At 73.8% G+C, this 26,457-nt stretch carries 21 protein-coding genes and 2 pseudogenes; 15 read left to right on the top strand and 8 right to left on the bottom strand.

Annotated elements, in window-relative coordinates:
• The first annotated feature begins 8 nt into the window (after nucleotides 1-8).
• From E1287_RS11230 to E1287_RS11205, 6 genes and pseudogenes are all read left to right on the top strand, one after another.
• Entirely contained in the window at nucleotides 9-923 is a 915-nt protein-coding gene (locus tag E1287_RS11230; RefSeq protein ID WP_207934138.1) for an SPFH domain-containing protein, read from the top strand.
• Between the two features lie 11 nt (nucleotides 924-934).
• A complete protein-coding gene (locus tag E1287_RS11225; protein WP_131964810.1) occupies nucleotides 935-1,192 on the top strand; it encodes a hypothetical protein in 258 nt (85 codons plus the stop codon).
• A gap of 3 nt (nucleotides 1,193-1,195) precedes the next feature.
• A complete protein-coding gene (locus E1287_RS11220; protein WP_131964809.1) occupies nucleotides 1,196-1,822 on the top strand; it encodes a GPP34 family phosphoprotein in 627 nt (208 codons plus the stop codon).
• A gap of 149 nt (nucleotides 1,823-1,971) precedes the next feature.
• On the top strand, nucleotides 1,972-2,658 hold the full coding sequence (locus E1287_RS11215) for a lysophospholipid acyltransferase family protein (protein ID WP_131964808.1): 687 nt from the start codon (nucleotides 1,972-1,974) through the stop codon (nucleotides 2,656-2,658).
• Between the two features lie 87 nt (nucleotides 2,659-2,745).
• Nucleotides 2,746-3,108 (top strand): annotated as a pseudogene (locus tag E1287_RS11210) (ATP-binding protein); the annotation flags it as partial.
• Nucleotides 3,109-3,189: 81 nt separating this feature from the next.
• Nucleotides 3,190-3,597: an ankyrin repeat domain-containing protein gene (locus E1287_RS11205; protein WP_131964828.1), complete on the top strand. Its 408-nt coding sequence runs from the start codon at nucleotides 3,190-3,192 to the stop codon at nucleotides 3,595-3,597.
• A 13-nt stretch (nucleotides 3,598-3,610) separates the two neighbouring features.
• Here E1287_RS11205 and E1287_RS11200 read toward each other — a convergent pair whose 3' ends face one another.
• On the bottom strand, nucleotides 3,611-4,705 hold the full coding sequence (locus tag E1287_RS11200) for a mechanosensitive ion channel family protein (RefSeq protein ID WP_243718859.1): 1,095 nt from the start codon (nucleotides 4,703-4,705) through the stop codon (nucleotides 3,611-3,613).
• A 163-nt stretch (nucleotides 4,706-4,868) separates the two neighbouring features.
• On the opposite strand from E1287_RS11200, the gene E1287_RS11195 reads away from it, so the two are divergent.
• A complete protein-coding gene (locus E1287_RS11195; protein WP_347813964.1) occupies nucleotides 4,869-6,512 on the top strand; it encodes a CocE/NonD family hydrolase in 1,644 nt (547 codons plus the stop codon).
• Between the two features lie 82 nt (nucleotides 6,513-6,594).
• Here the strand turns inward: E1287_RS11195 and E1287_RS11190 are convergent, their stop codons facing one another.
• On the bottom strand, nucleotides 6,595-7,050 hold the full coding sequence (locus E1287_RS11190; protein WP_131964807.1) for a peroxiredoxin: 456 nt from the start codon (nucleotides 7,048-7,050) through the stop codon (nucleotides 6,595-6,597).
• A gap of 10 nt (nucleotides 7,051-7,060) precedes the next feature.
• Nucleotides 7,061-7,669, bottom strand: coding sequence for a histone deacetylase (locus tag E1287_RS11185; RefSeq protein WP_131964806.1), 609 nt, complete (start codon nucleotides 7,667-7,669; stop codon nucleotides 7,061-7,063).
• A 168-nt stretch (nucleotides 7,670-7,837) separates the two neighbouring features.
• Between E1287_RS11185 and E1287_RS11180 the strand changes: the two genes are divergently transcribed.
• The 6 genes and pseudogenes from E1287_RS11180 to E1287_RS46595 all read left to right on the top strand — a co-directional run.
• Nucleotides 7,838-9,103: a glycosyltransferase gene (locus E1287_RS11180; protein WP_131964805.1), complete on the top strand. Its 1,266-nt coding sequence runs from the start codon at nucleotides 7,838-7,840 to the stop codon at nucleotides 9,101-9,103.
• Nucleotides 9,104-9,233: 130 nt separating this feature from the next.
• Nucleotides 9,234-12,194, top strand: coding sequence for a helix-turn-helix transcriptional regulator (locus E1287_RS11175; protein WP_243718857.1), 2,961 nt, complete (start codon nucleotides 9,234-9,236; stop codon nucleotides 12,192-12,194).
• 189 nt (nucleotides 12,195-12,383) lie between these two features.
• Nucleotides 12,384-14,993 (top strand): class III lanthionine synthetase LanKC, encoded by a 2,610-nt coding sequence (gene lanKC / locus E1287_RS11170; protein WP_131964804.1) that lies wholly within the window; start codon nucleotides 12,384-12,386, stop codon nucleotides 14,991-14,993.
• Between the two features lie 5 nt (nucleotides 14,994-14,998).
• The gene (locus E1287_RS11165; RefSeq protein ID WP_131964803.1) at nucleotides 14,999-15,109 is read left to right on the top strand and encodes a SapB/AmfS family lanthipeptide; all 111 of its coding nucleotides are present in this window, start codon (nucleotides 14,999-15,001) and stop codon (nucleotides 15,107-15,109) included.
• Nucleotides 15,110-15,171: 62 nt separating this feature from the next.
• Nucleotides 15,172-16,863 (top strand): ABC transporter ATP-binding protein, encoded by a 1,692-nt coding sequence (locus E1287_RS11160; RefSeq protein WP_131964802.1) that lies wholly within the window; start codon nucleotides 15,172-15,174, stop codon nucleotides 16,861-16,863.
• A 326-nt stretch (nucleotides 16,864-17,189) separates the two neighbouring features.
• Nucleotides 17,190-18,326: pseudogene (locus E1287_RS46595) on the top strand (ABC transporter ATP-binding protein); the annotation flags it as partial.
• 222 nt (nucleotides 18,327-18,548) lie between these two features.
• Here the strand turns inward: E1287_RS46595 and E1287_RS11150 are convergent.
• Both E1287_RS11150 and E1287_RS11145 read right to left on the bottom strand, forming a co-directional pair.
• Nucleotides 18,549-19,154 carry a response regulator transcription factor gene (locus tag E1287_RS11150; RefSeq protein ID WP_131964801.1) on the bottom strand — a complete coding sequence of 202 codons (606 nt, stop codon included), beginning with the start codon at nucleotides 19,152-19,154 and terminating at the stop codon, nucleotides 18,549-18,551.
• Between the two features lie 291 nt (nucleotides 19,155-19,445).
• On the bottom strand, nucleotides 19,446-20,411 hold the full coding sequence (locus tag E1287_RS11145) for an ornithine cyclodeaminase family protein (protein WP_131964800.1): 966 nt from the start codon (nucleotides 20,409-20,411) through the stop codon (nucleotides 19,446-19,448).
• A 346-nt stretch (nucleotides 20,412-20,757) separates the two neighbouring features.
• Here E1287_RS11145 and E1287_RS11140 point away from each other — a divergent pair, with 346 nt between their 5' ends.
• Both E1287_RS11140 and E1287_RS11135 read left to right on the top strand, forming a co-directional pair.
• The gene (locus E1287_RS11140; RefSeq protein ID WP_131964799.1) at nucleotides 20,758-21,492 is read left to right on the top strand and encodes a S1 family peptidase; all 735 of its coding nucleotides are present in this window, start codon (nucleotides 20,758-20,760) and stop codon (nucleotides 21,490-21,492) included.
• 200 nt (nucleotides 21,493-21,692) lie between these two features.
• Nucleotides 21,693-22,763: a S1 family peptidase gene (locus tag E1287_RS11135; RefSeq protein WP_243718855.1), complete on the top strand. Its 1,071-nt coding sequence runs from the start codon at nucleotides 21,693-21,695 to the stop codon at nucleotides 22,761-22,763.
• Between the two features lie 81 nt (nucleotides 22,764-22,844).
• Here E1287_RS11135 and E1287_RS11130 read toward each other — a convergent pair whose 3' ends face one another.
• From E1287_RS11130 to E1287_RS11120, 3 genes are all read right to left on the bottom strand, one after another.
• The gene (locus E1287_RS11130; RefSeq protein WP_131964798.1) at nucleotides 22,845-23,582 is read right to left on the bottom strand and encodes an alpha/beta fold hydrolase; all 738 of its coding nucleotides are present in this window, start codon (nucleotides 23,580-23,582) and stop codon (nucleotides 22,845-22,847) included.
• A gap of 133 nt (nucleotides 23,583-23,715) precedes the next feature.
• On the bottom strand, nucleotides 23,716-25,392 hold the full coding sequence (locus E1287_RS11125; protein ID WP_131964797.1) for a hypothetical protein: 1,677 nt from the start codon (nucleotides 25,390-25,392) through the stop codon (nucleotides 23,716-23,718).
• A 147-nt stretch (nucleotides 25,393-25,539) separates the two neighbouring features.
• On the bottom strand, nucleotides 25,540-26,454 hold the full coding sequence (locus tag E1287_RS11120) for an NADP-dependent oxidoreductase (protein WP_131964796.1): 915 nt from the start codon (nucleotides 26,452-26,454) through the stop codon (nucleotides 25,540-25,542).
• Nucleotides 26,455-26,457: the final 3 nt, after the last annotated feature.

Genomic DNA, 26,457 nt, shown 5'->3' with positions numbered 1-26,457 from the left:
GGACGGCGATGGCAGACATGACGGCCAAGGTCGAGATGCCGCGTCCGAAGATCGAGGAGCGGGCGGCGGCGGACCGCGGCGGATGGGCGATGCTCGGGCTCGCCCTGGCGCTGATCCTGCTCGCCGCCGTGGCGGTGCTGGCGGGCGTGGCGGCCGGCGGGGGCGCCGCCCTGGCGGCGGGCATCGTGGCAGGGTCCCTGCTCGGGCTGGCCGGGCTGGTCGTCGCGGCCGGGCTGACCCCGGTCGCGCCGAACGAGGCCCGGGTCCTGCAGCTGCTCGGACGGTACTACGGGACGGTCCGCACCGACGGGCTCCGCTGGGTCAACCCGCTGACGGAGCGCAGCCGCGTGTCGACGCGGATCCGCAACCACGAGACCGGCCACGCCAAGGTCAACGACCTCGACGGCAACCCGATCGAGATCTCGGCCGTGGTCGTGTGGCAGGTCGCCGACACCGCGCGGGCCGTGTTCGAGGTCGACGACTTCGTGGAGTTCGTGGCGTTCCAGACCGAGGCGGCCGTCCGGCACATCGCGGGCAGCTTCCCCTACGACGCCCACGACCGGACCTCGCTGCGCGACAACGCCGACGAGATCACCGCGCAGCTGTCGGACGAGCTGTCCCAGCGCGTCGCGTCCGCGGGCGTCGACATCATCGAGTCGCGGATCACCCGGCTGGCGTACGCGCCCGAGATCGCGCAGGCGATGCTGCGCCGGCAGCAGGCGGGCGCGGTCGTGGCGGCGCGGCAGCGTATCGTCGAGGGCGCGGTCGGCATGGTTCAGCTCGCGCTGGAGCGGCTGGACGAGGAGAACGTCGTCGCCCTGGACGAGGAGCGCAAGGCGGCGATGGTCAGCAACCTGCTGGTCGTGCTCTGCGCCGACCGCGACGCGCAGCCGGTGGTCAACACCGGCAGCCTCTACCAGTGACCCCCTGCCCAGTGGCTGAGCGGAAGAAGATCCTGCTGCGGCTCGACCCGGCCGTGCACGACGCCCTCGCGCGCTGGGCCGGGGACGAGCTGCGCAGCACCAACGCGCAGATCGAGTTCCTGCTGCGGCGGGCGCTCGCCGACGCGGGCCGGATGCCCGGCTCGGCGGAACGGATGCGCGGCCGGGGCCGTCCCCCCAAGGAGGGGCCCGGACAGGACGACGAGCACGACCCGCCGGGCCGGGCGCACGGCGGCGGGAGCGAGGACTAGCCGATGGTCGAAGTACCGGAATCGCTGCCGGCGCGGATGTACCTGCTGGCGTACGACACCACCAAGCACAAGATGACCAAGCACGGCGCGCGGCTCGGCTACGTGCTCCGCGCCGCCGCGCTCACCGAGCTCTACCTCGACGGCAGGCTCGGCGAGGACCGGCGCAGGCCCGTCCCCGGGACGCCCGGCGACGACCCGTACGGGGTGCTGGCGCAGATCACGGCGTCGCGGCCCCGGTCATGGCAGCACTGGGTGCGCAAGGACAGCAAGGCGATCGTGGCGGCGGTCCGGGACGAGCTCGTCCGCGGCGGCTGGATCCGGGTGCGGACGCGCAAGGCCCTCGGCCTGTTCCCGTACCAGGAGGTCACGGTCAAGGACCCGCGGGTGGTGAAGGCGCTGTGGGGCGGGGCGTCGTCCGCGCTGCGGGGACGCCCGGTCGCGCACGTGAACAGCTACGACGCGGCGGCGGTCGCGCTGGCGGCGGCGGGCGAGCTGAAGACCGTCCTGCCGGGCAAGGACCGGCGGCGGCACAGGCGGCGGATCGAGGAGCTGACCGCGCGGACGGGGCCCGCCGCGCCGGCGGTCCGCCGGGTGATCCGCCAGCAGCAGGCCGCCGAGAGCGCCGGCTGAGCACCGCCGGGCGGCGCCGGCCGCGGCTGAGCACCGGCCCCGGGCCCGGCCCGGGCCCGCAAGTGCGCGGTCCTACAAGCCCGGCCGGGTCGAACTTGTACCGGACCCCAGCGGCGGCGGGGATCGCGCGGACCATAGCCTCGACGCATATGGAGCCCGATCGCCTGATTTATCCCCTGCTGAAGCACGTCCTCATGGGACCCGCGATGCGCGTCGCCTTCCTGCCCCGGGTGAGCGGCCTCGCGCACGTCCCACGGATCGGGCCGGTGATCCTGGCGGCGAACCACCTGGCGTTCCTGGACTCGTTCGTCCTGCCGCTGATGGTCCCGCGGCGCGTCCACTTCCTCGGCAAGCACGAGTACCTCATCGGGACGGGCGTGAAGGGCCGGACCGTCGCCGCCCTCTTCAGCGGCCTCGGCATGATCGCGGTCGACCGGTCCGGCGGGCGGTCGGCGGCCGCCGCGCTCGACACGTCGGCGGCGGTCCTGGAGCGCGGCGGGGTGTTCGCGATCCACCCGGAGGGCACCCGGTCGCCGGACGGGCGGCTGTACCGCGGCCGGACGGGCGTCGCGCGGCTGGCCATGCGGACCGGCGCGCCCGTCGTCCCGGTGGCGATCGAGGGCACCGGCCGGCTGCAGCCGCCGGGGCGGGCCGTCCCCAGGCCGGGGCGGATCGGGCTGCGCATCGGCGCGCCGATGGCCTTCGCCGGACGCGACGACGGCGTCCCGCGCGGGAAGGCGGCGCGGCAGGTCACCGACGAGATCATGGAGGCGATCCAGCGGCTGTCCGGCCAGGAGTACGTGGACGACTACGCGCCCCGCCCGTCCGGCCGCTGAGGCGCCCGCCCGGCGTCCGAGGCCGTCCGATGTTTGAGGGTGCCCGGAAGGGCACGAACATAGTGACGGAAAACGGACGGAGAGCACGTGGAGATCAGCCTCGACCTCCTGCTCCCCCGGGAGGCCGCGAGCGTCCCGGCGACACGGAGGCTGCTGAACGCGGCGCTGACCGCCCTCGGGGTGGATGCCGAGATCCGCGACGACATCGAGGTGATGCTGACCGAGGCCTGCACGAACGTGATCCGGCACGCCGAGGACGGCGCCGGCTACACGGTGCGGGCCACGATCCACGACCGCCACTGCGTGATCAAGGTGATCGACGCGGGGCACGGGTTCGACCCCGGGGACGTCCCGGACCCCGGTCCGGGCGCGGAGCGGGGCCGCGGGCTGCTGATCATGAGGACGCTCGCGGACGACGTCCGCTTCCGCTCGCTGCCCGAGAACGGCGCGCTCGTCGCGCTGGAGAAGCAGCTGCACTACGGGGAGGACAGCTTCGGCGGGCTGCTCACGGCGGACAGTAGTGTTCCGCTCATGACCGAGGCCGACCCGGAGATGGAAGAGCTCGCGACCCGGCTGTTCGAGATGGCGCGCGCCGGCCGGACGGCGGAGCTCGCCGAGTACGTCGACGCCGGGGTGCCGGTGAACCTGTCCAACGACAAGGGCGACACGCTGCTGATGCTCGCCGCCTACCACGGCCGCGCCGAGACCGTCCGGGCGCTGGCGGCGCGCGGCGCCGACCCGGAACGCGCCAACGACCGGGGCCAGCGGCCGCTCGCCGGCGCGGTGTTCAAGAGGGAGGCGGACGTGGTGCGGGCCCTCCTCGACGCGGGCGCCGACCCGCGGGCGGGGTCGCCGTCCGCCCTCGACACGGCGAGGATGTTCGGCGCCGCCGAGTTCCTCGCCTGGTTCGACGAGACGCCTCCCCCGCCGCTCGACTGACGGCGCCAGAGGCTCAGAGGGAAAGGCCGTCCTTCTGGGACAGTTCGCCTTGGCGCGGCGCCGGAGGCGCGTCGCTATCGGCGGTCGCGTCGCTGAGGACCACACGGTGGTGCCAGTACGGCGGCGCGACGCCCTCCTCGCGGAGCGCCCGGTGCAGGCGCTTCAGGAACTCGTGCTTGATGAGGAACTGGTCGCCGAACTCCGTCGACCGCAGGATGGCGTGGAAGCCGACCGTCGCGTCGTTGAAGTCGTCGAACCGGACCAGGACGCTCGTGTCCTCGACGCCGCCCTGCACGTCCTTCATCACGTCCTCGCCGACCTCGGTGATGAGCCGCTCCACCCGGTCCAGGTCGACCTCGTACGCCACCTTCGCGTAGACCATGATCGACATGTCCTGGGCTGGCCGGTGGTAGTTGGTGAGGATCGTGTCGGAGAACCGCTGGTTCGGGATGACCTCGATGTTGTCCGACAGCGTCCGGATGGAGGTGTTGCGCCAGTTGATGTCGACGACGTACCCCTCCTGGCCGGTGGCCAGCTTGATGTAGTCGCCGGGCTCGATCGTCTTGGACGCCAGGACGTGCACGCCCGCGAACAGGTTCGCCAGCGTGTCCTGCAAGGCCAGCGCGACCGCGAGGCCGCCGACGCCCAGCGCGCCGAGCAGCGGCGAGATCGAGACGCCGAGGCTCTGCAGCATCACCAGGACGCCGACGCCGATCACCACCACCTTGGCGATGTTGGCGAAGATCGTCACATTGGCGGCGACGCCCTGCTTGGCCAGCGCGTACGAGCCGACCGAGCTCGCGATCAGCCGGGCCAGCGCCACCGACACCACGAAGATCGTCACGGCGAGGAGCACCTTGGCGATCACGTCCAGGGTGCCGCGCGGCAGCTCCAGCACCTTCGCCGCGAACCACAGGCCGAGGATCACCGACACCGGCACGGCCAGGTCCTTGACCAGCCGGGCGGCCATGTCGTCCCAGGCCCACCGGGTGTCGCCGGCCCGCTTGGACAGCCGTCCGGTCAGCAACCGCAGGATGACCGCGATCGCCAGGGCGCCCGCCAGCACGATCGCGGCGGCGATGATCCGCTCCCAGCTCAGGTCGTCCATGACGCGCGCATCTCTCCCTCTGCCAGGACCACCCGCGGGCCGCCCCTGACGTCCGTTTTGCCATGTTGTGCGTCCCCGATGGTAGTGAAGACCCGGAGCGTGCGAGGCACATCACGGGCTCCGGGGACAGGGATCTACCTGCGGGGCGATTACGATCGATCAAGTGGTAGGCGTGGGAATGATGCGCCGGCTCGGGGTCACGGCGCTGGGACTGCGGAACGGCCCCCACCGCGTCACGGTCGAGCGCGACCTGGAGGTCCCGGCCGCCGACGGCGTCACGCTGCTGGCCGACCACTACGCGCCCGCCGGGGTGGAACGGGCGCCGACGGTGCTCGTCCGGTCCCCGTACGGGCGGCGCGGGCCGTTCGGGCTGCTGTGCGGGCAGGGGTTCGCGTCGCACGGGTTCCAGGTGGTGGTGCAGAGCGTCCGCGGCGGCTTCGGGTCCGGCGGCGTGTTCGAGGCGCTGGACGAGCGGGAGGACGGCCTCGCCACCGTCGAGTGGCTGACATCACAGCCCTGGTTCGGCGGGACGTTCGCCATGCACGGCCCGAGCTACCTCGGCTACGTCCAGTGGGCGGTCGCCGCCGACGCCGGGCCCGCGCTGAAGGCGCTGTCGATGCAGGTCACGGCGTCCACGTTCCGGGACGCGGTGAACGTCGGCGGGACGTTCGCGCTGGAGTCCGCGCTCATCTGGGTCGACATGACCGCGCGGATGAAGAACTCCCTGTCCGGCATCACCACCGCGGTCCTGTCGCCGCGCCGCGCCCGCCGGGCCACGCTGTCCGGACGCCCCCTCGCCGAGCTCGACCGGCTCGCGACCGGCGAGCAGCAGCGCTTCTTCCAGGACCTCCTCGTCAACGGCCCCGACACCCCGTTCTGGGACAAGCGCGACTTCTCCCCGACCGTGTCGAAGGTCACGGCCCCGGTGAACATGACGGGCGGCTGGTACGACATCTTCCTGCCCTGGCAGATCAAGGACTACGCCGCGCTCCGCGCCGCCGGGCGCCGCCCGTACCTGACGATCGGCCCGTGGTTCCACGCCGACCAGCGGATGATGCGCGGCTCGATCGGCGAGTCGATCGCCTGGTTCCGCGCCCACCTGCTGGACGACCCGTCCGAGCTGCGGGAACAGGCCGTCCGGCTGTACATCACGGGCGCGGACGAGTGGCGCGAGTTCCCCGACTGGCCCGTCCCCGGGATGCGGGAGGAGCGCTGGCATCTGCATCCGGGCGGCGCCCTCTCCCCGGGCGAGCCGCCCGAGTCGGAGCCCGACGCCTACCGCTACGACCCGGACCATCCGACGCCGTTCCTCGGCGGCCCGACGCTGCTCGGCGAGACCCGCCCGTCCACCGACCAGAGGCGGCTGGAGCGGCGGCGGGACGTCCTCGTCTACACCTCCGACGTCCTCGACGACGACCTGGAGATCATCGGCCCGGTCACCGCCGACCTGCACGTCCGGTCGAACCGCGAGCACACCGACTTCGTCGTCCGGCTCTGCGACGTCACCCCGGACGGCGAGTCGCTGAACCTGTGCGAGGGGATGCGGCGGCTCGTCCCCGGCACCCCGGAGCCCGGCGAGGACGGCGTCCAGCACGTCGCCGTCGAGCTGTGGCCGGCCGGTCACCGGTTCCGCCGCGGCCACCGCGTCCGCGTCCAGGTCGCCAGCGGCGCCTACCCCCGCGTCGCCCGCAACCCCGGCACCGGCGCCCCCATCGGCACCGCGACGGAGATGCTCACCGCCGACCAGGAGATCTTCCACTCCCCCGCCCACCCGTCCACCATCAACCTCCCCGTCGTCCCCCGCTAGCCCCCGAAACGGGTGCCGGGCACCACGAAGGCCGCCCGCCGGACAGGGCACTCGGACGCAGTGAGCGGAGACCGCCGGTGCTTCAGGACGTGCGCTGACGCAGGGCCTCCAGCGCCTTGTCGGCGTGGGCGTTCATGCGGATCTCGCTCTTGACGACGGTGAGGACGCGGCGGTCGGTGCCGATGACGAAGGTCTGGCGCTTGGTCGGCATGAGGGCGATGCCGCGCTTGACGCCGAAGCGGGCGCGGACCTCGCCGGACGGGTCGGACAGCAGCGGGTAGCCGAGGGAGTGCTTGTCGGCGAACTCCTTCTGCTTGGCGACCGGGTCGGCGCTGATGCCGACCGGGTGGGCGCCGGCGGCGGCGAGCTCGGCGACCAGGTCGCGGAAATGGCAGGCCTCGGCGGTGCAGCCGGGGGTCATCGCGGCCGGGTAGAAGAACAGGACGACCGGGCCCTTCTCCAGCAGAGCGGTCAGCGTGCGGGGCTCGCCCGTCTCGTCGGGCAGTTCGAAGTCGTCGACGACGTCACCGGCGTTCATGGGCCCGAACTTAGCCGAGAAGGGCGGTGATGTCCGTGGACGTCCAGGTTCCGTGGGCGCCGGGGCGGGCGGCCAGGTAGGCGGCGGCGCGTTCGGCGGACCAGCCGTGCGCCTCGCGCAGGCCGTTGCCGAGCATCGTGAGGTACGCGGCCGTCGGCGCGTTCGGCGGGTGCGGTTCGGGGGAGGTGAACGTGAGCATGGGGTGCCCGGCGCGCTCCCCGACCTTGAGGACGGTCTCGTAGCGCCCCGGGCCGAGGCGCTGGCGGCCGCGGGCGATCGCCTCGGACAGGTCGTGGTCGGCGCCGGCGTCGCGGCGCATCTCCTGAGACAGGACGTCGCAGAACTGGCGCCGGGTCAGGAGGTAGGCCCTCGCGGCGGCGCGGCCGGGGAGGGCGGGGTCGTAGAACGCCATCCCGCCGCCCCAGACCAGGGACGTGTACCCGAAGTAGATCCCGCCGGGCACCGTGATCGACGCCTCGGCGCGGGCGGGACGGGGGTCGCGGCAGCCCGGGTAGTGGCGGGCGCCGCCGCGCGGACGGCCGCCGGACAGGTAGCAGCGGAACCTCTCCCGGTAGAGGTTCGATCCGTAGGCCACGTACCAGAGCGGTTCGTCGTCCATCACTTCCAGTATCCACCCTGGTCGGGGGCGGTGCGGCGGGCCGGACGGGGCGGGAGATCCGATTCGCGAGGTTTGACGGGAGCTGCGGCCGGATAGGAAACTGGCCAAGCAGGTGTCTACGACGCAGATACCTCCGTGCTTCCCCTGTGTTGTCCCGGAGGATCCGCCATGCACCGCCCGTTGAACATCGCTCTCGTGTCCGCCTCCGACCTTGACGGCGAACACCTGGAGTCAGTCCACGTCCGGGATCTCGCTCGTTCGCTCACCCGTCCCCTTTCCGCCGACGGGAAGCCGAACCAGGTCACGGTCTACGCCCGGCGTCAGGACAAGGCCGCCCGCGCCCGGGTCAGGCTCGCGCCGGGCGCCGCGCTCGTCCATCTCGACGCCGGGCCCGCCCGCCCGCTCTCCGACGACGAGCTGCTGAAGCACGTCCGCGACTTCGCCGACGGGCTGCGCCGCCGCTGGTCCGGGGCCGGGCGCCCCGACATCGTCCACGCGCACGGCTGGGTCGGCGGGCTCGCCGCCTGCGCCGTCGCCCGCGAGCTCGGCATCCCGTTCGCGCAGAGCTACCACGGCGTGGCCGCCGCCGAGCGCCGCGCCGGGAACCGGGTGCACCCGCACCGCGACCGGCTGGAGAAGGCCATCGCGCGGGACGCCGACGTCGTGCTGGCCGGGCATGCGGAGGAGGCCGGCGCGCTCGTCCGGATGGGCGTGCCGCGGCCGAGCGTGTCCGTCGTCCCCTACGGGGTGGACGGCGAGCAGTTCGCGCAGGTCGGCCCGGCCATGCCGCGCGGCGACCGGCGCCGGCTCGTGATGATCTGCAGCGATCTGGAGGCCGGGGACGTCGCCACCGCGCTGCGCGCGCTGGTGCACGTCCCGAACGCAGAGCTCGCCGTCGCCGGCGGCCCGGCGCGCGAGGAGCTGGAGAACGACCCCGTCGTGCACCGGCTGGTGCTGCTCGCGAAGGAGCTGCACGTCAACGACCGGGTGATCTTCCTGGGCCGGCTGCCCCGCAAGGCGCTGCCGAAGCTGCTGCGGACGGCGAGCCTCGCGCTGTGCCTGACCCCGCACCAGCCGTGCCCGGCGGTGCCGCTGGAGGCGATGGCCTGCGGCGTCCCCGTCGTCGCGACCCCCGCGGGCGGGAACGCCGACGAGGTGCTCGACCACATCACCGGCGTGCACGTCCCGGCGGGACGGCCCGTCGTGATCGGCCGCACCATCCGGCACCTGCTCACCGAGGAGACCACCCTCCACGGCTACTCGATCGCCGCCGCCGACCGCGCCCGCTCCCGGTACTCCCTGGAGCGGATCGCCGCCGAGACGCTCCGCGCGTACCAGCGCGTCCTGCCCGCCGAGCCCGAACCGGAGACGGAGGCGGTCGAGGAGGACGAGGCGGAGCACGACACCGGCCGAACCCCCGCCCTGGCCGGCTGACCGCCCCGCCTTGCGGGCCCTGGATCCCTCCCCGGATCCGGGGCCCGTTCACGTCTGACCCGCTCCAGCGCCCGGCCTGGTCACGTCCCGCCAGGTGGGATACTGGCTGGTGACCGGAAGGGGCATATTTGTGCTGATCGGCAGGGCGGCCGAGTTCGCGGAGCTGAGGGCCGCGCTGGCGCGGGCGGCCGCGGGCGGCGCCGGGGCCGTGCTGGTCAGCGGGGACGCGGGCGTGGGGAAGTCGCATCTGGTGTCCGCGCTGACCCGCGCCGCCCGCGACGACGGCTTCGCCGTGCTCGTGGGGCAGTGCGCCGAGCTGGGCGAGAGCATGCCGTACCTGCCGCTCGCGGACGCGCTCTGGACGGCCGCCCACGCCGGCGCCCCCGAGTCGGACGCGGTCCGCGCCGCCCTCGACGCCCGCCCGGTGCTCGGACGCCTGCTGCCCGACAGCGGCGCCGACCCCGGATCGGTGGCGGAGCTCGGCCAGCAGCAGCTGTTCGGGGCGGCGCTCGGGCTGCTCGGCGAGCTGGGGCAGGAGCGGCCCGTCCTGCTCGTCCTGGAAGACCTGCACTGGGCCGACCGCTCCACCCGGCATCTGCTGACGTTCCTCTGCCGCGTCCTGCAGCGCGAGCGGGTGTGCCTCGTCGGCACGTACCGGTCGGACGACCTGCACCGGCGGCATCCGCTGCGGCCGGTGGTGGCGGAGCTGCTGCGGCTGCCGAACGTGACCGGCGTCCCGGTCGCCCCGTTCGGGCCGGGCGAGACCGCGGAGTACCTCGCCGAGCTGTCCCGCGGGGCCGCGCCGGTGACGGCGGAGGCCGTCGAGCGGGTGCACCGCCGGTCGGAGGGGAACCCGTTCTACGCCGCCGAGCTGTACTCGGCCGGGCTCGACGCCCCCGGCGAGCCGGCGGAGCTGCCGTCCGGGCTCGCTGACCTGCTGCTGTCGCGGATGGAGCGGCTGTCGGACGCCGGGCAGCGCGTCGTGCGGGTCGCGGCGGTCGCCGGGCGCCGCATCGACGACGAGCTGGCCCGCCGCGTGTCCGGCCTGGACGAGGCCGAGGTCGGCGAGGCGCTCCGCGAGGTCGTGTCGCACCAGCTGCTCGTCCCGTCCGGGACCGGGTACACGTTCCGGCACGCGCTGCTCCGCGAGGCCGTCTACGCCGACCTGCTGCCCGGCGAGCGGACCCGGCTGCACGCCGACTTCGCGCGGCTGCTCGCCGATCTCCCCGACGGGACGCGCGGGTCCGCGGCGGAGCTGGCCCACCACAGCCTCGCCGCGCACGACCTGCCCGCCGCGTTCGCCGCGTCCGTCCGGGCGGGACGGGAGGCGGGGCGGCTCGGCGCGCCGGCCGAAGCGTTCGAGCACTACGAGCGGGCGCTGGAGCTGTGGGACGCGGTCCCCGACCCGGAGGCCGCGGCGGGGGCCACCCGGATGCGGCTGTCCCTGACGGCGGCGAGGGAGTCGGCGCGGGCCGGGGAGCCGCGGCGCGCGGTGCACCGGCTCCGCCGCCTGCTGGACGCCGCCGACCCGGCGGACCTGCGGCTCGGCGCCGAGATCCGCGAGCAGCTGGCGACCCATCTGGGCAACATCGACGAGGACGAGGAGTCGCAGGCGACCGCGCGGGAGGCGGTGGCGATGCTGGCGGACGACCCGGCCGCGCCCGAGCGCGCCTGGGCGCTCGCGACCTACGCCCGCTCGCTGCTCTACCGGGACCCGGACGGCGAGATGCCGGAGTTCGCGGAGAAGTCCGTCGCGGAGGCCCGCGCCGCCGGGATCTCCGGCGCCGAGGCGGCGCTGCTGGTCACGCTCGGGCTGTGGCGGGAGTCGCGGGAGGCCGACTCGGGGGTGGCGGAGGTGTTCGCGCGGGCCCGCGACCTGGCGGACGCGGCCGGCGACAGCCCGCAGGCGGCGGTGCGCGCCAGGTACCACCACGCCCGGACGATGTTCGACCGCGGCGACCTCGCGGGCGCGGCGCGGGCCGCCGACGCGGGCGTGCGGTTCGTCCTGGACAAGGGCCTGCGGTGGAGCACGTACGGCATCATCATGCGGTCCCTGCGGTACCTGATCCACTACACGACCGGGAACTGGGCCGAGGCGAACCGGCTCGCCGACGAGTTCGCCGTCCAGGTCGTCCGGCCGGCGGAGGCGCAGATCTCCGCGTACGCGCTGTTCGTCGAGGTCGCGCAGGGCACGCCGCGCGCGGACGAGCGGCTGCGGTGGATCGAGCCGCAGTGGGGCGAGGACCTCTTCCTCAACTACCTCGCGCGGGGCCTCGCGGCCGAGCACGCCGTGTGGTGCGGCGATCCGCACGCGGCGGTCGAGCACGTCGGGCACGTCCTCGGCACCATCTACGGCGAGACGGACGGCGCGATCCGGCTCGCGGCGACGGGGCTGTGGGCGCACGCCGAGATCGCCGCCCGCGCTCGCGCCGCCGGGGACGACGGCGCGGTGCGGGCGGCGGCGGAGGCGGCCGACGAGCTGCTGCGCCGCGCCAAGACGGTCTTCACGGTCAACACCGACGGGCTGCCCCGCGCCTGGCTCGGGCTCGAAGGGCACGCCTGGCTGGCCCGCGCGGAGGCCGAGCGGCGCCGCGTGGACGGCGTCCACGACGTGGACCTGTGGCGGAAGGCGACCGACCTGTTCACCTACGGCGACCCGGGCGGCGGGTTCGTCTACGAGGTGGCGCGGTCGCGGTGGCGGCTGGCCGAGGCGCTCGCCGAGAACGGCGACCGGGACGCGGCCGCGGCGGAGTGGCGGTCGGCCGCCGAGACCGCCGCGCGGCTCGGCGCGGAGCCGCTGCTGGCCGCGCTGCGCGACCTCGGGACCCGCGCCCGGCTCGGGCCCGCCGGCGGGGCGCCCGCCCCGGGCTCGTCCGGCCCGGCCTCGTCCGGGCCGCTCGGCTCCCTGACCGGGCGGGAGCGCGAGGTCCTGAAGCTGGTCGCGGACGGGCTCGGCAACCGGGAGATCGCGGCGCGGCTGTTCATCTCCCCGAAGACGGCGAGCGTCCACGTCTCCAACATCCTCGCCAAGCTGAACGTCGCCAGCCGCACCCAGGCCGCCGCCGTCGCGCACCGCGAAGGCCTCGGCTGAGCGCCCTCCTCCCCCTTCCCGCCCGTCCCGCCGCCGGTGGCGCGCCGGTACCGTGACGCGCGCACACGCCGGACGGTAGTTCTTCACGGGTCATTCGTTATTCCCGCTACTGGCCTATACCTGTTCGGACTGGAAACCTTTCCTTTGTGAGCGCCAAACGGGTCGGCGCGCGCAGAAGGGAATGCCGCCGTGGACAAGGGGTATGAGCTTTACTGCCTCGCGGACAAGCTGTTCTACGATGCGCCACCCGTCACCCGCCGCACGGACTTCGAAATCACTCAACGTGACCTTCCGGCGGGCTGGGAGCAGATTTTCGGCGACGAGTGGGTCGTCTACGATCCGCCGCAGAGCCGCGCTCCCCTCCAGGGCTGGAAAGTGCATGTCTCCGGGTGTGCGGAAAGCGCCGCGGAGATCCTTTCCGGCGCCTGGGAGTACTGCGTCGACAACGACATCGAGTTCAAGCACCTGCGCGGCCCGGGCACGCTCCGGATGCGGAACGCCAAGTACGCGCCGCGCGGGGCGAGCGGGAAGCTCGTCACGATCTACCCCGAGGACGAGCGCGAGCTGGAGCGCGTCCTGGCCGAGCTCGGCGCCCGGCTGAACGGCCTGCCCGGCCCCTACATCCTCAGTGACCTGCGCATAGGCGACGGGCCGCTGCACGTCAGGTACGGCGGCTTCGCCGAGCGGCGCTGCCTGGACGAGAAGGGCAAGCTCGTCCCCGCGCTGGAGAACGGCGACGGGGAACTGGTGCCCGACCGCCGCGAGCCGGTCTTCTCCGTCCCCGGATGGGTGACCGTCCCGGCCTGCCTGGAGCCGCATCTCAAGGCGCGCGGCGCGACGACGACGACCGATCTGCCGTACCAGATCACCAAGGCCCTGCATTTCTCCAACGGCGGGGGCGTTTATGAGGCGACCGATACCCGTTCCGGACGGAAGGTCGTCCTGAAAGAGGGACGCCCCCACGCCGGCCTCGCCGCCGACGGAGCGGACGCGGTAACGCGCATCGAACGGGAACGCGACGTTCTCCGGAAACTCGACGGAATCGACGGCGTGCCCGCCGCACTCGACTGGTTCACGCTCGGCGAGCACCATTTCCTCGTGCAGGAGTTCATCGAGGGGCGGACGCTCAACACGTTCTTCGCGGAACGGCATCCGATGCTCGATCCCGACCCTGACCCGGAAAAGACCGCCGCCTACACCGAATGGGCGCTGCGCGTCCACGAGGGCGTCGAGCGGGTGGTCGCCGCGATCCACGAGCGCGGCGTCGTGTTCAACGACCTGCACATGTTCAACGTCATGGTCCGCCCGGACGACTCCGCCGCGCTGATCGACTTCGAGACGGCGGCGCCCGCGTCCGACGGCGGCCGGCAGACCCTCGCCAACCCGGCGTTCCTCGCCCCGCCCGACCGGCGCGGCGCCGAGGTCGACCTCTACAGCCTGGCGTGCCTGCGGCTGGCGCTGTTCGTCCCGCTGACCACGCTGTTCGTCATCGACCGGGGCAAGGCGCCGCAGCTCGCCGACCTGATCGCCGCCAACTTCCCGGTGCCGCGGCCGTTCCTCGACGAGGCGGTGGAGCGGATCACGCGGGGCGCCGAGCCGGTGGCCGCGCCCGGGTTCGTCCCGGACGCGCGGGGCTGGGAACGCGCCAGGGAGTCGCTGTCGCGGTCGATCCGCGCGAGCGCGACCCTGGACCGCGCCGACCGGCTGTTCCCGGGCGACCCGGAGCAGTTCGACGGCGCGTCGCTCGGGCTCGCGCACGGCGCCGCGGGCGTCCTGTACGCGCTGGGCGCGACGGGCGCCGGCCGCCTCCCCGCGCACGAGGAGTGGCTGGCCGCGCGGGCCGCCGACCCGAAGCGCGGCACCGGCATCGGCCTGTACGACGGGCTGCTCGGAGCCGCGTACGTCCTCGCCCGCCTCGGCCGGAGCGAGGACGCGCTCACCGCGGCGGGCCACTGCCTGAACGAGCGGTGGGAGCGGCTCGGCGACGACCTGTACGGCGGGCTGCCCGGCATGGCGCTCGCCCTGGACGACCTCGCCGACACCACCGGCGAGACGTCCCTGCACGACGACGCGCGCCGCGCCGCCGAGATCGTGGCCGAGCGCCTGTCGCACGCCGCGGACGGCCCGAGCGCCCGCCCCGGCCTGATGCACGGCGGCGCGGGCGCGGCGCTGATGTTCATCCGGTCCTACGAGCGGACCGGCGACGCGGCCCTGCTCGACCACGCCGCGGCCGCGCTGCGCCGCGACCTCGCCGCCTGCGTCACCGACCACAACGGCGCGCTGCACGTCGACCAGGGCAACCGGGTGTTCCCGTACCTCGGCCGCGGCAGCGTCGGGATCGGCCTCGTCCTGGACGAGTACCTCGCGCTCCGCTCCGACGAGGAGTTCGAGGAGGCGCGTCGCGCGATCCGCGTCGCCGCGATGTCGCGGTACTACGCGCAGCCGAGCCTGTTCGGCGGGCGCGCCGGGATGCTGCTCTACCTGGCCCGCCACGGCCGCGACGACCCGCGGGTCGCGGGGCACGTCCGCGACCTGGCCTGGCACGCGCTGCCGTACGGCGACGGGCTCGCGTTCCCGGGCGAGCACATGTACCGCCTGTCGATGGACCTGGCGACCGGCACCGCCGGCGTCCTGCTGGCCCTGGGCGCGGCGCTCCACGACCCGGCCCCCGGCCTCCCGTTCTTCCGGCCGACCGGGCTCCAGTGGGGGGACGACCCCCCTGTTCGCTCCACTCAGTCCGATGAGCTCCCCGTGGGAACCCTCACGGCGGCCACCTCTATCCAGCCCGAAAGGAGGTGAAGAACATGGCGCTTCTCGACCTTCAGGGGATGGTGAGCGAGAACGGCGGCGGCGGCGGTAACAGCAGCCTGAGCATTCTCTGCCACAGCTCCCACAGTGTCACCATCTGCCTGTAACGGCAGCAGGCGGCCATGGTCCCCTCCGCGGGGCCATGGCCGCCCCCCGTTCTGGAGACCTCATGACCACCCTTCCCGCCGCGAACCCCACGGCCGGGGCGAACCGGCTGCTGCTGCGCGCCGCCGGGCGCGCCCGCGGCTGGACCGCGCTCGTGGCCGCCGCCGCGCTGGCGGACGCGGCCGCGGCCGTGCTGCTCCCGTACGCGCTGGCCCGCGCGATCGACGCGGTGCCGCCGGGCGGGGCCCCGGCCGCCGCCGCGGTGTGGCCGTGCGTCGCGCTCGTCGTGGCGTCCGCCGTGGCGGAGGTTCTGTCGGAGCTCGCGACCGGCTGCGCGGCGGCACGCTCGACGGCGTGGCTGCGGCACACGCTGGTCAGGCACGTCCTCGCGGTCGGTCCCTCGCTGCGCGTCCCGCCGGGCGACGTCGCCGGACGCGTCGTCGGCGGCGCGGCCGAGGCCGGGGTGGCGCCCGCCGCCGCGCCGGAGGCGGCCGTGGGCCTGGTGCCCGCCGCCGGGGCGCTGGTCGCGCTGTTCCTGATCGACTGGCGGGTCGCGGCGGCGATCGCGGTGGCGCTGCCGGTGATCGCGCTGCTGATGCGCGCGTTCGTCCGCGACATCAGCGCGACCGCGCACCGCTACCTCACCGTCCAGGGGACGATCGCGGGCCGGCTCGCCGAGGCCCTCGCCGGATGCCGGACGATCGCCGCGGCCGGAACGGTCGACCGCGAGACCGGACGCGTCCTGGAGCCGCTGCCCGGGCTGCGCGCCGAGGGCGAGACGATGTGGCGGGTCCAGGGCGGCATCGCGGCGCGGGGGCTGCTGGCGCTGCTGCTCCTGCAGATCGCGGCCGTCGGGGTCGCGGGCGCGGAGCTGGCCGCCGGACGGCTCACGCCGGGCGAGCTGGTCGCGACCGTCCAGTACGCGGGGCTCGCCGCCGGGTTCGGGCCCGTCCTGACCCAGCTGCTGCGCCTCGCCCGCGCCCGCGCCGGCGCCGCCCGCGCCGCCGAGGTCCTCGCGCTCCCGGCGCCCGGCCACGGCGCCGAGACCCTCCCGGCGGGCCCCGGCCGGCTGGACTTCCGCGGCGTCACCGCCGCCGGCGGCGCGCTGGACGGCCTGGACCTGACCGTCCCCGGCGGCCTCGCCGTCGCCGTCACCGGGCGGTCCGGCACGTCGGAGCTCGCCGCGCTCGCCGGGCGCCTCGCCGACCCCGACCAGGGGGAGGTCCTGGTCGACGGGACGCCCCTCCCCGATCTCACCCGGGAGGCGCTGCGCCGCGAGATCGGCTACGCGTTCGCCCGGCCCGCGCTGTTCGGCGGCACCGTCCAGGACGCGCTCGCGTTCGGGCCGTCGCGGCCGCCGGACGCGTGGGTGCGCGAGTCCGCGCGGGCCGCCCGCGCCGACGACTTCATCCGCCGCCTCCCGCGCGGGTACGCCACCCCGCTCGCCGACGCGCCGATGTCGGGCGGCGAGCTGCAGCGGATGGGCCTCGCGCGGGCGTTCGCGCACGCCGGGCGCGTCCTCGTGCTGGACGACGCGACGTCCAGCCTCGACACAGTCACCGAGCTGCAGATCACCGACGCGCTGCTGGACCGGCTCGCGGGCCGCACCCGCCTGATCATCACGCACCGGGCGTCGACGGCGGCCCGCGCCGACCTGGTCGCGTGGCTGGAGGACGGCCGCGTCCGCTCCCTGGCCCCGCACGCGAAACTCTGGCGCGACCCCGGCTACCGCGCGCTCTTCGGGGGTGCCGCGTGAGGAGCAGGCGGGAGGCCGCGCGGGTACTGCGGCAGACGGTCGGCGGCGCGGTCCGGGCCCAGCCGCGCGCGGTGGCGCGCGCCGCCGCGTGGTCGGCGGTCGAGGCGGTGCCGACGGCGGTGTTCGGACGCGCCGTCGGCGAGGCCGTCGACGCGTTCCGGACCGGGCGCACGAAAGAGGCGGTCATCTGGCTCGGCGTCCTTGCCCTGGCGGCGGCTGTCGGGGCATTCGGCAGCCGCCGCCTCTATCCGGCGCTCGCCGCGATCGTGGAGCCGTTCCGCGACGACCTCGTCCGCCGCGTCGCGGACGGGGCGCTGCGCCGGTCGATGGGCGGGCGGCCCGACACGGGGGCGGTCGCGCGGCTCACGCACCAGGTGGAGATCGTCCGGGACACCTTCGGCGGGCTCCTCGTCGTCGTGCGGGGGTTCCTGTTCGCGACCGGTGCGGCCCTGATCGGCCTGGCGACCCTGATGCCCGAGGTGGCACTGCTGGTGGTGCCGCCGCTGGTGCTCGGGCTGCTGCTGTTCGGCGCGGTGTTCGGCGCGGCGGCCGTCCGGCAGCGGGCCCTGGTCGTCGGCGAGGAGGACATCGCCGAGCGCACCACGGCGCTCGCCGAGGGCCTGCGCGACGCCGTCGCCTGCGGCGGCGAGGACATCCTGCGCGCCGAGATGGGCGCGTCGGTGGAGGCGCAGGCCGCGGCGGGGCGCGCGGTGGCGCGGTTCGCGGCGCTGCGCGCCGTGTCGCTCGCCGTGAGCGGATGGCTGCCGCTGCTGCTCGTCCTGGCGGCGGCGCCGTGGCTGATGCGGCGCGGCGCCACGCCGGGGGTCCTGATCGGCGCGCTGACCTACGTCCTGCACGGGCTGCAGCCCGCGCTGCGGACGCTCGTGCACGGCATGGGCGGCAGCGGGCTGCGGCTGGCGGTGACGCTCGCCCGCATCCTGGAGACGAGCGCGCCCGCGCCGCCCGCCCGGCCGGAGGCGGCGGCCCCCGCCGCGGACGCGCCGGCCGTCGAGCTGCGCGGGGTGTCGTTCGCGTACGGGGAGGGCGCGCGGCCGGTGATCGAGGACCTCGACCTCGTCGTCCCGCGCGGCGACCACCTCGCCGTGGTCGGCCCCAGCGGGATCGGGAAGTCGACGCTGGCCGCCCTGATCGCGGGCCTGGTCTCCCCCACCGCCGGCGAGGTGCTGGTGGACGGCCTCCCGCCCGGCGACCCGGACCGGCGGGTGCTCATCCCGCAGGAGGCGTACGTGTTCAGCGGCTCCCTGCGCGACAACCTCGCCTACTACGCGCCGGACGCCGCGCCGGAGCAGGTGGAGCGGGCCGTGGACGAGGTCGGGCTGGCGCGGCTCGTCGATGAGCTCGGCGGGTACGGCGCGCCGGTCGTCCCGGCGGACCTGTCGGAGGCCGACCGGCAGCTCATCGCGCTGTGCCGCGCCTACCTCGCGCCGCAGCCGGTCGTCGTCCTGGACGAGGCGGCCTACCGGCTCGGCGCTGCCGCCGAGGCGCGGGCGGAGGAGGCGTTCGCGCGGCGCCCGGGCACGCTGATCGTCATCGCGCACCGGATCAGCTCCGCGGTGCGGGCGCGGCGCGTCCTGGTGCTGGACGGGACCCGCGCGCAGATCGGACGGCACGCCGACCTGCCCGCGGTGTCCCCTCTCTACCGCGACCTCATCGGCCGCTGGAACTCAGAGCCAGCCGGCCTCCTCGGCGATCCGGACGGCGTGGATCCGGTTCTGCGCGCCGACCTTCCGGTTGATGCGGGACAGATGGTTGCGAACGGTGCCGATCGTCAGGACGAGGTCCTCGGCGATCTGCGCCGCGGACGCACCCCGTGACGCGAGGGCGAGCACCTCGACCTCCCGCTCGGTGAGCGGGCTCTGCACCGAGCCGAGCTCGGTGAAGGCCATGTCGGGGTCGATCACACGCGACCCGTTCGCGGCGCGCCGGATCGCGTCCACCAGGTCGCCGGGCGAGGTGTCCTTCAGCACCAGGCCGGCGGCCCGCGCGGCCACCGCGCGGCGCAGGTCGCCGGTCCGCCGCCGGGCCGACAGCAGGACTGTGCGGCATTCGGGCACGGCCTCGCGGATCGCGCACGCCGCGGCGAAGCCGTCCAGGCCGGGCAGCCCGACGTCGATCAGCGCGACGTCGGGCCGCCGTCTGCGCGCGGTCGCGAGCACCTGATCACCGGAGCCGACCGCCGCGACGACATCGAGGTCTTTCACATCATCGAACAACGCGACTAACCCGCCGCGGAGGAGGGGGGCCCCCTCGGCGAGCAAAATCCGAATCATTTTCGTCTCCTAGCTTTGACGCACAGCGGTATGCCGCATAACCACCGCAGCCTGCGGGAATACTTTTCCGAATCGCATTCTGGCCAGGAGTGCCAGGCGGAGAACGGGTGGGAAGACCGGGCTGGGCCGGACAAAGACGATCTTCCATAGGGGGGCCACCTTGACGGGAGCAATAGTCAGGGGGATGACCTACCGCCCGGAGTCAACACTAATCACGGCGTCATTGTAAAGAGCGGCACAAACGACCATTCCGGACGCACATATACCGCGAAAAGCCCGCGCTACACATGATCAAGAAAGAAAGTCGAACTCTGTCCCCGCGCCCGCCGCGCGAGCCGCGCGGTAGGCGGCCCAGCTCACCGCGAGATCCTGCCAGGGAAGCCCGACCGGGGCGTAGACCGTGATCTCGCTGCCCTTCACCCGTCCGGGCACCTGGCCGCACAGCAGGTCGCGGAGCGTCCCGGCGGCGTGCTTGACGTCGAGTCCGGCACCGGCCAGCACGCCCATCTCCACGGCGAGCGGCACGTCGTCGACGACCACGCGGGCGCCCTCCAGCAGGTCGGCGGACAGCTCCGCCTTGCCGGGCTCGTCCGCCCCGAGGGAGGTGATGTGCGTCCCGCTCGCGACGTCCGCGGCGTGCAGGATCGGGCGGCGCGCCCAGGTCGCCATGACGACGATCCCGGCGTCCGCGACGGCGGCGCGCGGATCCGCCGCGACGGAAACCGCGTCATCCCCGGCCAGGCCGAGCCGCTCGCCGTGCCGCCCGGCGAACGCGGCGGCCCGGCCGGCGTCCAGGTCGCAGACGATGAGGCGGCGCACCGCGCGCAGCTCGGGCAACCCCCGCATGACCAGCTCCGCCTGCGCCCCGGCGCCGATCACCGCGACCGCGTCCGCGTCGGGACGGGCCAGCGCGTGCGTGCCGAGCGCGGCGGCGAGGCCGGTCCGCCACGCGGTGACGGTGGCCGAGTCGAGCTGCGCCAGCAGCTCGCCGGTGCCGAGGTCGTGCAGGCAGACGACGCCGCGCAGCGCCGGACGGCTCCCCGGGAACTTGGCGTTGACCTTCACCGTGTAGGCGGGGATCTCCTCGACCAGGCCCGGCAGCAGCGCCGTCGCGGTGCCCTGCCCCGGCAGCTTCCCCACCACCCGGCGCGCCACGGCCTCGCCCTCCCCGGCCGTGAAGCCGCGGCGCAGCGCGTCCAGGCAGCCGGCGGGGTCGAGGAGCGCTTCAAGGTCGGAACGGGTCAAAAGGAGCGTCACCGGACCATTCTCCCGTCCCGCCCATCGCGGCGTCACTACCGCCCGGCCCGGCCTTCGGGACGAATGCGCCCGGCGGCATAATTGGTCCATTGTGCGAGCCTCTTTTTCGGCGTTCGCAGAGTCCCAATCGGTCGGGCCGGCAGGGGCCGGGACGCCGCTTCCGCGGCCCGCCCGCCTCCCGTACAACGGCCGCCGTGACGCTCGGGTATACGGCCAGGCACCCATTGTGACAATCCTGACCTCACCGATTTGTCACTTTCTTGCCTTACGCCATGTTCAGCATTCTTTCAGCATGACCGTGACCTCCGACGCGCCATCAGGGCGCGCCCGCTCCCTTGGAGGCACCGTGAAGTCCCTACCCGCGCCTGCGCGCGGCACCACCGCCGCGGCGATGGCGGGGCTGCTGGCGGCGTCGATCGCCACCGCTCCGGCCGCTCCCGCCGCGCACGCGTCCACCACCGTCCCGGCCACCGCCACCGTCCCGGCCACCGCCACCGTCCCGGCCACCGCCTCCAGCGCCGCCCCGGCCCTGGGAGGCGATGCCATCTACACCGCCGGATCCCGCTGCGTGCTGGGGTTCAACCTCAAGGGGAAAGACGCGTACTTCTTCCTGACGGCGGGCCACTGCGCCAGAAACGGCAGCACCTGGACGGACGGCTCCGGCCAGACGCTCGGCATCACCGGCGGCAGCAGCTTCCCCGGCAACGACTACGGCATCGTCCGCTACGCCTCCACTCCGGGGGACACGAAGGGCGGCGTCAGAGTCAACGGCGAGTTCTACGACATCATCGGCGTCGCGACTCCCCAGGTGGGCCAGCACGTGACCGTCACGTCCCCCATCGGCACCCGGACCGGCCAGGTCAGGGCGCTGAACCAGACGGTGAACCACGCGGAGGGCGCCGTCACCGGCCTGATCCGCATCTCGGTGTGCGCCGAGCCCGGCGACAGCGGCGCACCGGTCTTCGCCGACCACCTCGCCATCGGGATCATCGTGGGCGCCGAAGGCCGCTGCCCCGGCGGGACGTCGTTCGTCCAGCCGATCGGGGAGCCGCTCGACGCCTACGGATTGGAGGTCTACTGACAGCTGCCGAATCGGTTCCTTTGGTCCGGTGCAGACCGCGTTTTCCTGCGCTGACCACGGAGCCAACGTCAGGGGTGACAAGCGCTCTGTCCTGAATTGGTCACTTTCTGCGTCTTACGTCTGCCTTGACATTTCCACCACCATGTCCCAGGACCTCCGGTGCACCAGCAGGGTGCGCCCAACCCCCCGTGGAGGCATAGTTGAAGATCACCAAGAGGCGTGTGCTCACCGTCGCCGTGCCAACGGCGACGGCCGGTCTCGTGGCGGGCGTGCTCGCCGTCGCTCCCACCATGTCCACGACGTCGGCCGCAGCTCCCGTGGCCGCCGCCGCTCCCGCAGGCCCCGGCGAGACGTCGACGGCGCTCGCCAAGCAGCTCGGCGCCCGGTCCGCGGGCTCCTACCTGAAGGGCGGCAAGCTCGTCGTCACGGTCACGGACGCCAAGGCCGCGCAGACCGTGCGCGACGCGGGCGCCGTCCCGCAGACCGTCGCGCGCAACGGCTCGTACCTGAAGAAGGTCATGTCCGCGCTCAAGCGGGACGCGACGATCCCGGGCACCGCCTGGGCCGTCGACCCGGCAGCCAACCAGGTGCTGCTCACCATGGACAGCACCGTCACCGGCGCGAAGCTGCAGAAGGTCAAGGCCGCCGCGGCCAAGCACGGCGCGGCCGTCCGGACCGAGCAGGTCGCCGGGAAGTTCCAGAAGTTCATCATGGGCGGCGAGGCAATCCGCACCGGCGGATCCCGCTGCTCGCTGGGCTTCAACGTCAAGAAGGGCAGTGAGTACTTCTTCATCACCGCCGGGCACTGCACGAACATCGGCTCGACGTGGACGGACAGCTCCGGGCAGACGCTCGGCACCGTCACGGGCAGCAGCTTCCCCGGCAACGACTACGGCATCGTGAAGTACTCGTCCACTCCCTCGGACAGCCAGGGCGCCGTCCACCTCTACGGCCAGGGGACCCAGGACATCACCAGCGCCGCCAACGCGACGGTCGGGCAGCGGGTGACGCGCAGCGGCAGCACCACCCAGGTGCACAGCGGCAGCGTCAACGCGCTCAACCAGACGGTGAACTACCAGGAGGGCAGCGTCAGCGGCCTGATCCGCACCAACGTGTGCGCCGAGCCGGGCGACAGCGGCGGCTCGCTGTTCGCCGGGACGACCGCGCTCGGCCTCACCTCCGGCGGCAGCGGCAACTGCTCGTCCGGCGGGACGACGTTCTTCCAGCCCGTCACCGAGCCGATGCAGGTGTACGGCGTCGAGATCTACTGATCCGCTGATCGAACGGCACCCGAGTAGGCGGGCCGCCTCCACACGGACTCCCGTGGAGGCGGCCCGCCGCTTTTCCGGCTCTCAGGGAGCGGCGGGAACCTCGAGCGTGCGGAGGATCTCCGCGATGACGTCCCGCTGCCGGTCCAGCAGGTAGAAGTGGTCGCCGGGCATGACGGTGAGCGCGAACCGCCCGTCGGTGACGTCGGACCAGCCGGCGGCCTGCTCCTCGGTCACGTGCGGGTCGGCGTCCCCGACGATCGCGGTGACCGGGACGGCCAGCCGGACGCCCTCCCGGTGCGCGTAGTCCTCGATCAGCGCGAAGTCGTTCCGGACGTACGGCAGCACCAGCTCCCGCAGCTCCGGCTCGCGCAGCGCCTCCGCGTCGGTGCCGCCGAGCCTCAGCATCTCCTCGACCACGCCGTCGTCGTCCCGGTCGGAGACGCGGTCGTCGCCGCGGTCGTGCGGCGGGCGCGAGCCGGACGCGAACAGGTGCACCGGCGCGCTGCCCCGCTCCTGCAGCAGCCGCGCCACCTCGTACGCCAGGACGGCGCCCATGCTGTGCCCGAACAGCGCGACCGGGCGGTCGGCCAGCGGCGCCATCGCCCCGGCGACGAGCCGGGCGAGCTGGTGCGCGTCGGGGACGAGCGCGTCCGCCATCCGGTCGGCGCGTCCCGGGTACTGGACGGCGTGCACCTCGACGGCCGGATTGATCTCCTTGGCCCACGGCCGGTAGAACACCGCGGACCCGCCCGCGTGCGGCAGGCAGAACAGCCGCAGCGACGCCCAGGGACGGCTCTCGGCGCAGCGGAACCAGGTCACGTGATCACTCCTCCTCATGGCGGCGGGACGCGCCTGTCCCCCGCCGCCACCCTAAAGCCCCGCACAACAGACCCCTGACCGCAGAGCGGCCCCGGACGCCCGCGAGGGCGTCCGGGGCCGCGGAAGCCTGGCGTCAGCTCAGGCCGTAGGCGCGGGTCACGGTCTGCTGCACCGAGTTCCCGGAGCCGTCGGAGGCGTTGAAGCGCAGGGCCACAAAGCCGTTGTGGGTGAGGGGGTGGGCGACGTTGGCCGTCCAGCGGTCGGTGCCGTTGGCGGTCAGCGGCACGTTGACCCAGGTGGAGCCGTCGTTGAACGACGCCTGCAGCGACAGCGAGGTGACCGCGCTCCCGCTCGTGGCGCGTTCGACGGCGACGTCCAGCGGGAACGTGGTGCCGTCCGGCGCGCGCCCGCTGCTGTCGTAGGCGCCGGTGATCCGCGGCTGGAGCAGGCGGAACTGGTTGTCGAACGGGTCGCCCGGCTGCTCGGCGGACGTGAACGTCCAGCGCGCGTTGATGCTCTTGGCGTACTGCGACCAGGCGACGGTGCGCTGCGTGACCATGCGCAGCTGGTAGGTGGCTGAGGCGGGCGGCACGGTCCAGTCGCCGGCGAGCGGGTTGGTGCTCACGCCGACCTGCACCCCGTTGCGGTAGAGGGTGATCGTGCCGGTGGTTCCCGTGGAGTTGTTGCCGCTGTAGTTGTCGTGGCCGACCTGCCCCGTGTCGGTCACCCGCGGGCGGAAGACGAGCATCCCCTGACCGTGCCCGACGCTCGTGGTGGGCCCGAACGCGGCCTTGTTCCACACCTCGGCGGACGTGCTCCCCGCGGTGTAGGTGCGGACCCCGAGCCGGTTCTCCGCCACCTGGACGCTGCCCACGTCGTAGACGTAGGTCCCCGCGATCCACTTCACGCCGTTCGCGGTGTAGTAGACCCGCTGGGTGCTGCCCGCGGTGGGGGTGTTCGAGAGCCCGATCGGGGTCCCGCCGATGCCGTCGAAGTCGACGATCGTGGAGTGGGCGCCGGCCCCGGCGGACGGCACGCCCTGAGACGCGTACGTGGTGTTCACCAGCGCCAGACTGCTCTGGGCGGCGGTGAACGTCAGGTTCGCGGGGACGCGGCCGGCCGTCGTGAACGCCAGCTTGTAGGCGCGCGGCGACGGCAGCGTGTTCAGCGGCTCGGTCTTGCTCTCCGCGTAGATGAAGTGGTACGGCCGCGTGGTGCTGGCCGACGGCCAGGTGCGCAGGGTCGCCCCGGGGTTGCCGCTCACGGTCGCGGAGATCTCCTGCCCGGCGATCGTCTGGATGATCTGGGCGTGGCTGTGGATCTCGGTCGCGGTCGCGGACGGGCTGACCGAGTGGATCTCCGTGGCCGTCCGGGCGTCCATCGTGAGATCGACGTCACCGGCCACGGTGAGCGTGGGGTTGCCGTAGAGGGCCAGGTCGCTCGGCGAGAAGGGATTGCCCGTGAGGACGATCCCGTTCAGGTTGTAGTCTCCGGCCGGGACGACGCCGGTGAGCGTGGTGCCGGACTCGGTGAGCACGTACTCCGTGCCGGTCGCCAGATCGACCAGGCTCGCCAGGGGCGCCTTCGCCACACCGTCCAGGTCGATGGCGCGGAGCGTGATCGTGTGGTCGGCCGCCGCGCTTGCCCGCGCGGGAGCCTTGATCTTGCTGTGTCCGAGTTTGTAGGAGGGTCCCGCCAGAGGACCGCGGGCCTGCGATTCCTTGGGGCCGTCGGCCGCGGCCGTCTGTACGGGGACGAGTAAAGCCGCGAGCGCGGCAACACTGATCAGGGCTGTTCTCCAGCGCCTCACTGTAATTCCCTTCTGTGCATGGACAGAGGTCGTGAGTGGGCGCAGAACCGGATGGGAAAATCCTCGGAAGGACCACCTGCGGGGAGTTCCGTCCCGGATTACAAGATCACTCTATCCTCGATCGGGACCGTGCCAATGTGGCATAGCTCACACCCGCAGGACGACCTTCCCAGGCACACCTTCGCTCTTGGCCCTGAACGCTTCGCGGGCCTCGGCCAAGGGATAAACGGCCCCGACGTGCGGACGTAGTTCGCCCGACTCGGCCCGTCCGGCCAATTCCGCGAGCTGGTCGCGGTTCGGCTCGACGATGAAGAACGCGGCACGTCCGCCCTCGGGCCGAACCGGCGGCGGCGCCGTGATCGAGACAAGAGCACCCCCGGCCTTGACCTTCCCCGCAGACTCAACGAGCAGGTCACCGCCAATGGTGTCGAAGACCAGATCGACCGGGCCGACGGCTTCGGCGAAGCTCTGCTTCTCCAGGTCGACGAAGCCGTGCGCGCCCATCTTCGTCGCGAGATCGGCGGCCCGCCCCCGCCCCGTGGCGATCACATGCGCCCCCGCCTGCCGAGCGAGCTGCACCGCCAGAACACCGGTGCCGCCGCCCGCGCCGTGGACCACGACCGTCTGCCCGGCCTCCAGCCCACCGTGCACGAAGAGTCCCTGCCAGGCCGTCAGCCCCGACAGCGGCAGCGCGGCCGCGTCGGTGAAAGAGAGGGAGGACGGCATCGGCGCAAGGTTCCGCGCCTCCACCGCCACGTATTCGGCCGCCGCACCGTCGCGGTGCCAGTCGGTCAGGCCGAAGACGCGGTCGCCCACGGCGAACCCGCTGGTCCCGTACCTGACCTCGGCGACCTCCCCGGCGACGTCGTGCGCCGGAATGGACGGCGTCCGGTCGCGCCCGGCCCGGTCGACCCAGGTGCCGGGCCAGTCGAGCTCGTCCGGAACGATCCCGGCCGCCCGCACCCGCACCACCACGTCCCCGGTGGCCGCCTGCGGCAACGGCACGTCCTCCACGACAAGCCCGTCGCCACCGCCCCGCTCATGAATCCGCACTGCTCGCATAGC

Origin of the sequence: Actinomadura sp. KC06 (genome assembly GCF_004348735.1) — a bacterium.
Lineage (GTDB): Bacteria > Actinomycetota > Actinomycetes > Streptosporangiales > Streptosporangiaceae > Spirillospora.
This window is presented reverse-complemented; position numbering and strand designations above follow the sequence as displayed.

Bases quoted from the DNA above. Each gene is read 5' to 3' on its own strand.
- E1287_RS11150 (WP_131964801.1), bottom strand. From the start codon at position 19,154: ATGATTCGGATTTTGCTCGCCGAGGGGGCCCCCCTCCTCCGCGGCGGG.
- E1287_RS11165 (WP_131964803.1), top strand. From the start codon at position 14,999: ATGGCGCTTCTCGACCTTCAGGGGATGGTGAGCGAGAACGGCGGCGGC.
- E1287_RS11190 (WP_131964807.1), bottom strand. From the start codon at position 7,050: ATGAACGCCGGTGACGTCGTCGACGACTTCGAACTGCCCGACGAGACG.
- E1287_RS11185 (WP_131964806.1), bottom strand. From the start codon at position 7,669: ATGGACGACGAACCGCTCTGGTACGTGGCCTACGGATCGAACCTCTAC.
- E1287_RS11230 (WP_207934138.1), top strand. From the start codon at position 9: ATGGCAGACATGACGGCCAAGGTCGAGATGCCGCGTCCGAAGATCGAG.
- E1287_RS11180 (WP_131964805.1), top strand. From the start codon at position 7,838: ATGCACCGCCCGTTGAACATCGCTCTCGTGTCCGCCTCCGACCTTGAC.
- E1287_RS11200 (WP_243718859.1), bottom strand. From the start codon at position 4,705: ATGGACGACCTGAGCTGGGAGCGGATCATCGCCGCCGCGATCGTGCTG.
- E1287_RS11120 (WP_131964796.1), bottom strand. From the start codon at position 26,454: ATGCGAGCAGTGCGGATTCATGAGCGGGGCGGTGGCGACGGGCTTGTC.
- E1287_RS11160 (WP_131964802.1), top strand. From the start codon at position 15,172: ATGACCACCCTTCCCGCCGCGAACCCCACGGCCGGGGCGAACCGGCTG.
- E1287_RS11205 (WP_131964828.1), top strand. From the start codon at position 3,190: ATGACCGAGGCCGACCCGGAGATGGAAGAGCTCGCGACCCGGCTGTTC.
- E1287_RS11220 (WP_131964809.1), top strand. From the start codon at position 1,196: ATGGTCGAAGTACCGGAATCGCTGCCGGCGCGGATGTACCTGCTGGCG.
- E1287_RS11215 (WP_131964808.1), top strand. From the start codon at position 1,972: ATGGAGCCCGATCGCCTGATTTATCCCCTGCTGAAGCACGTCCTCATG.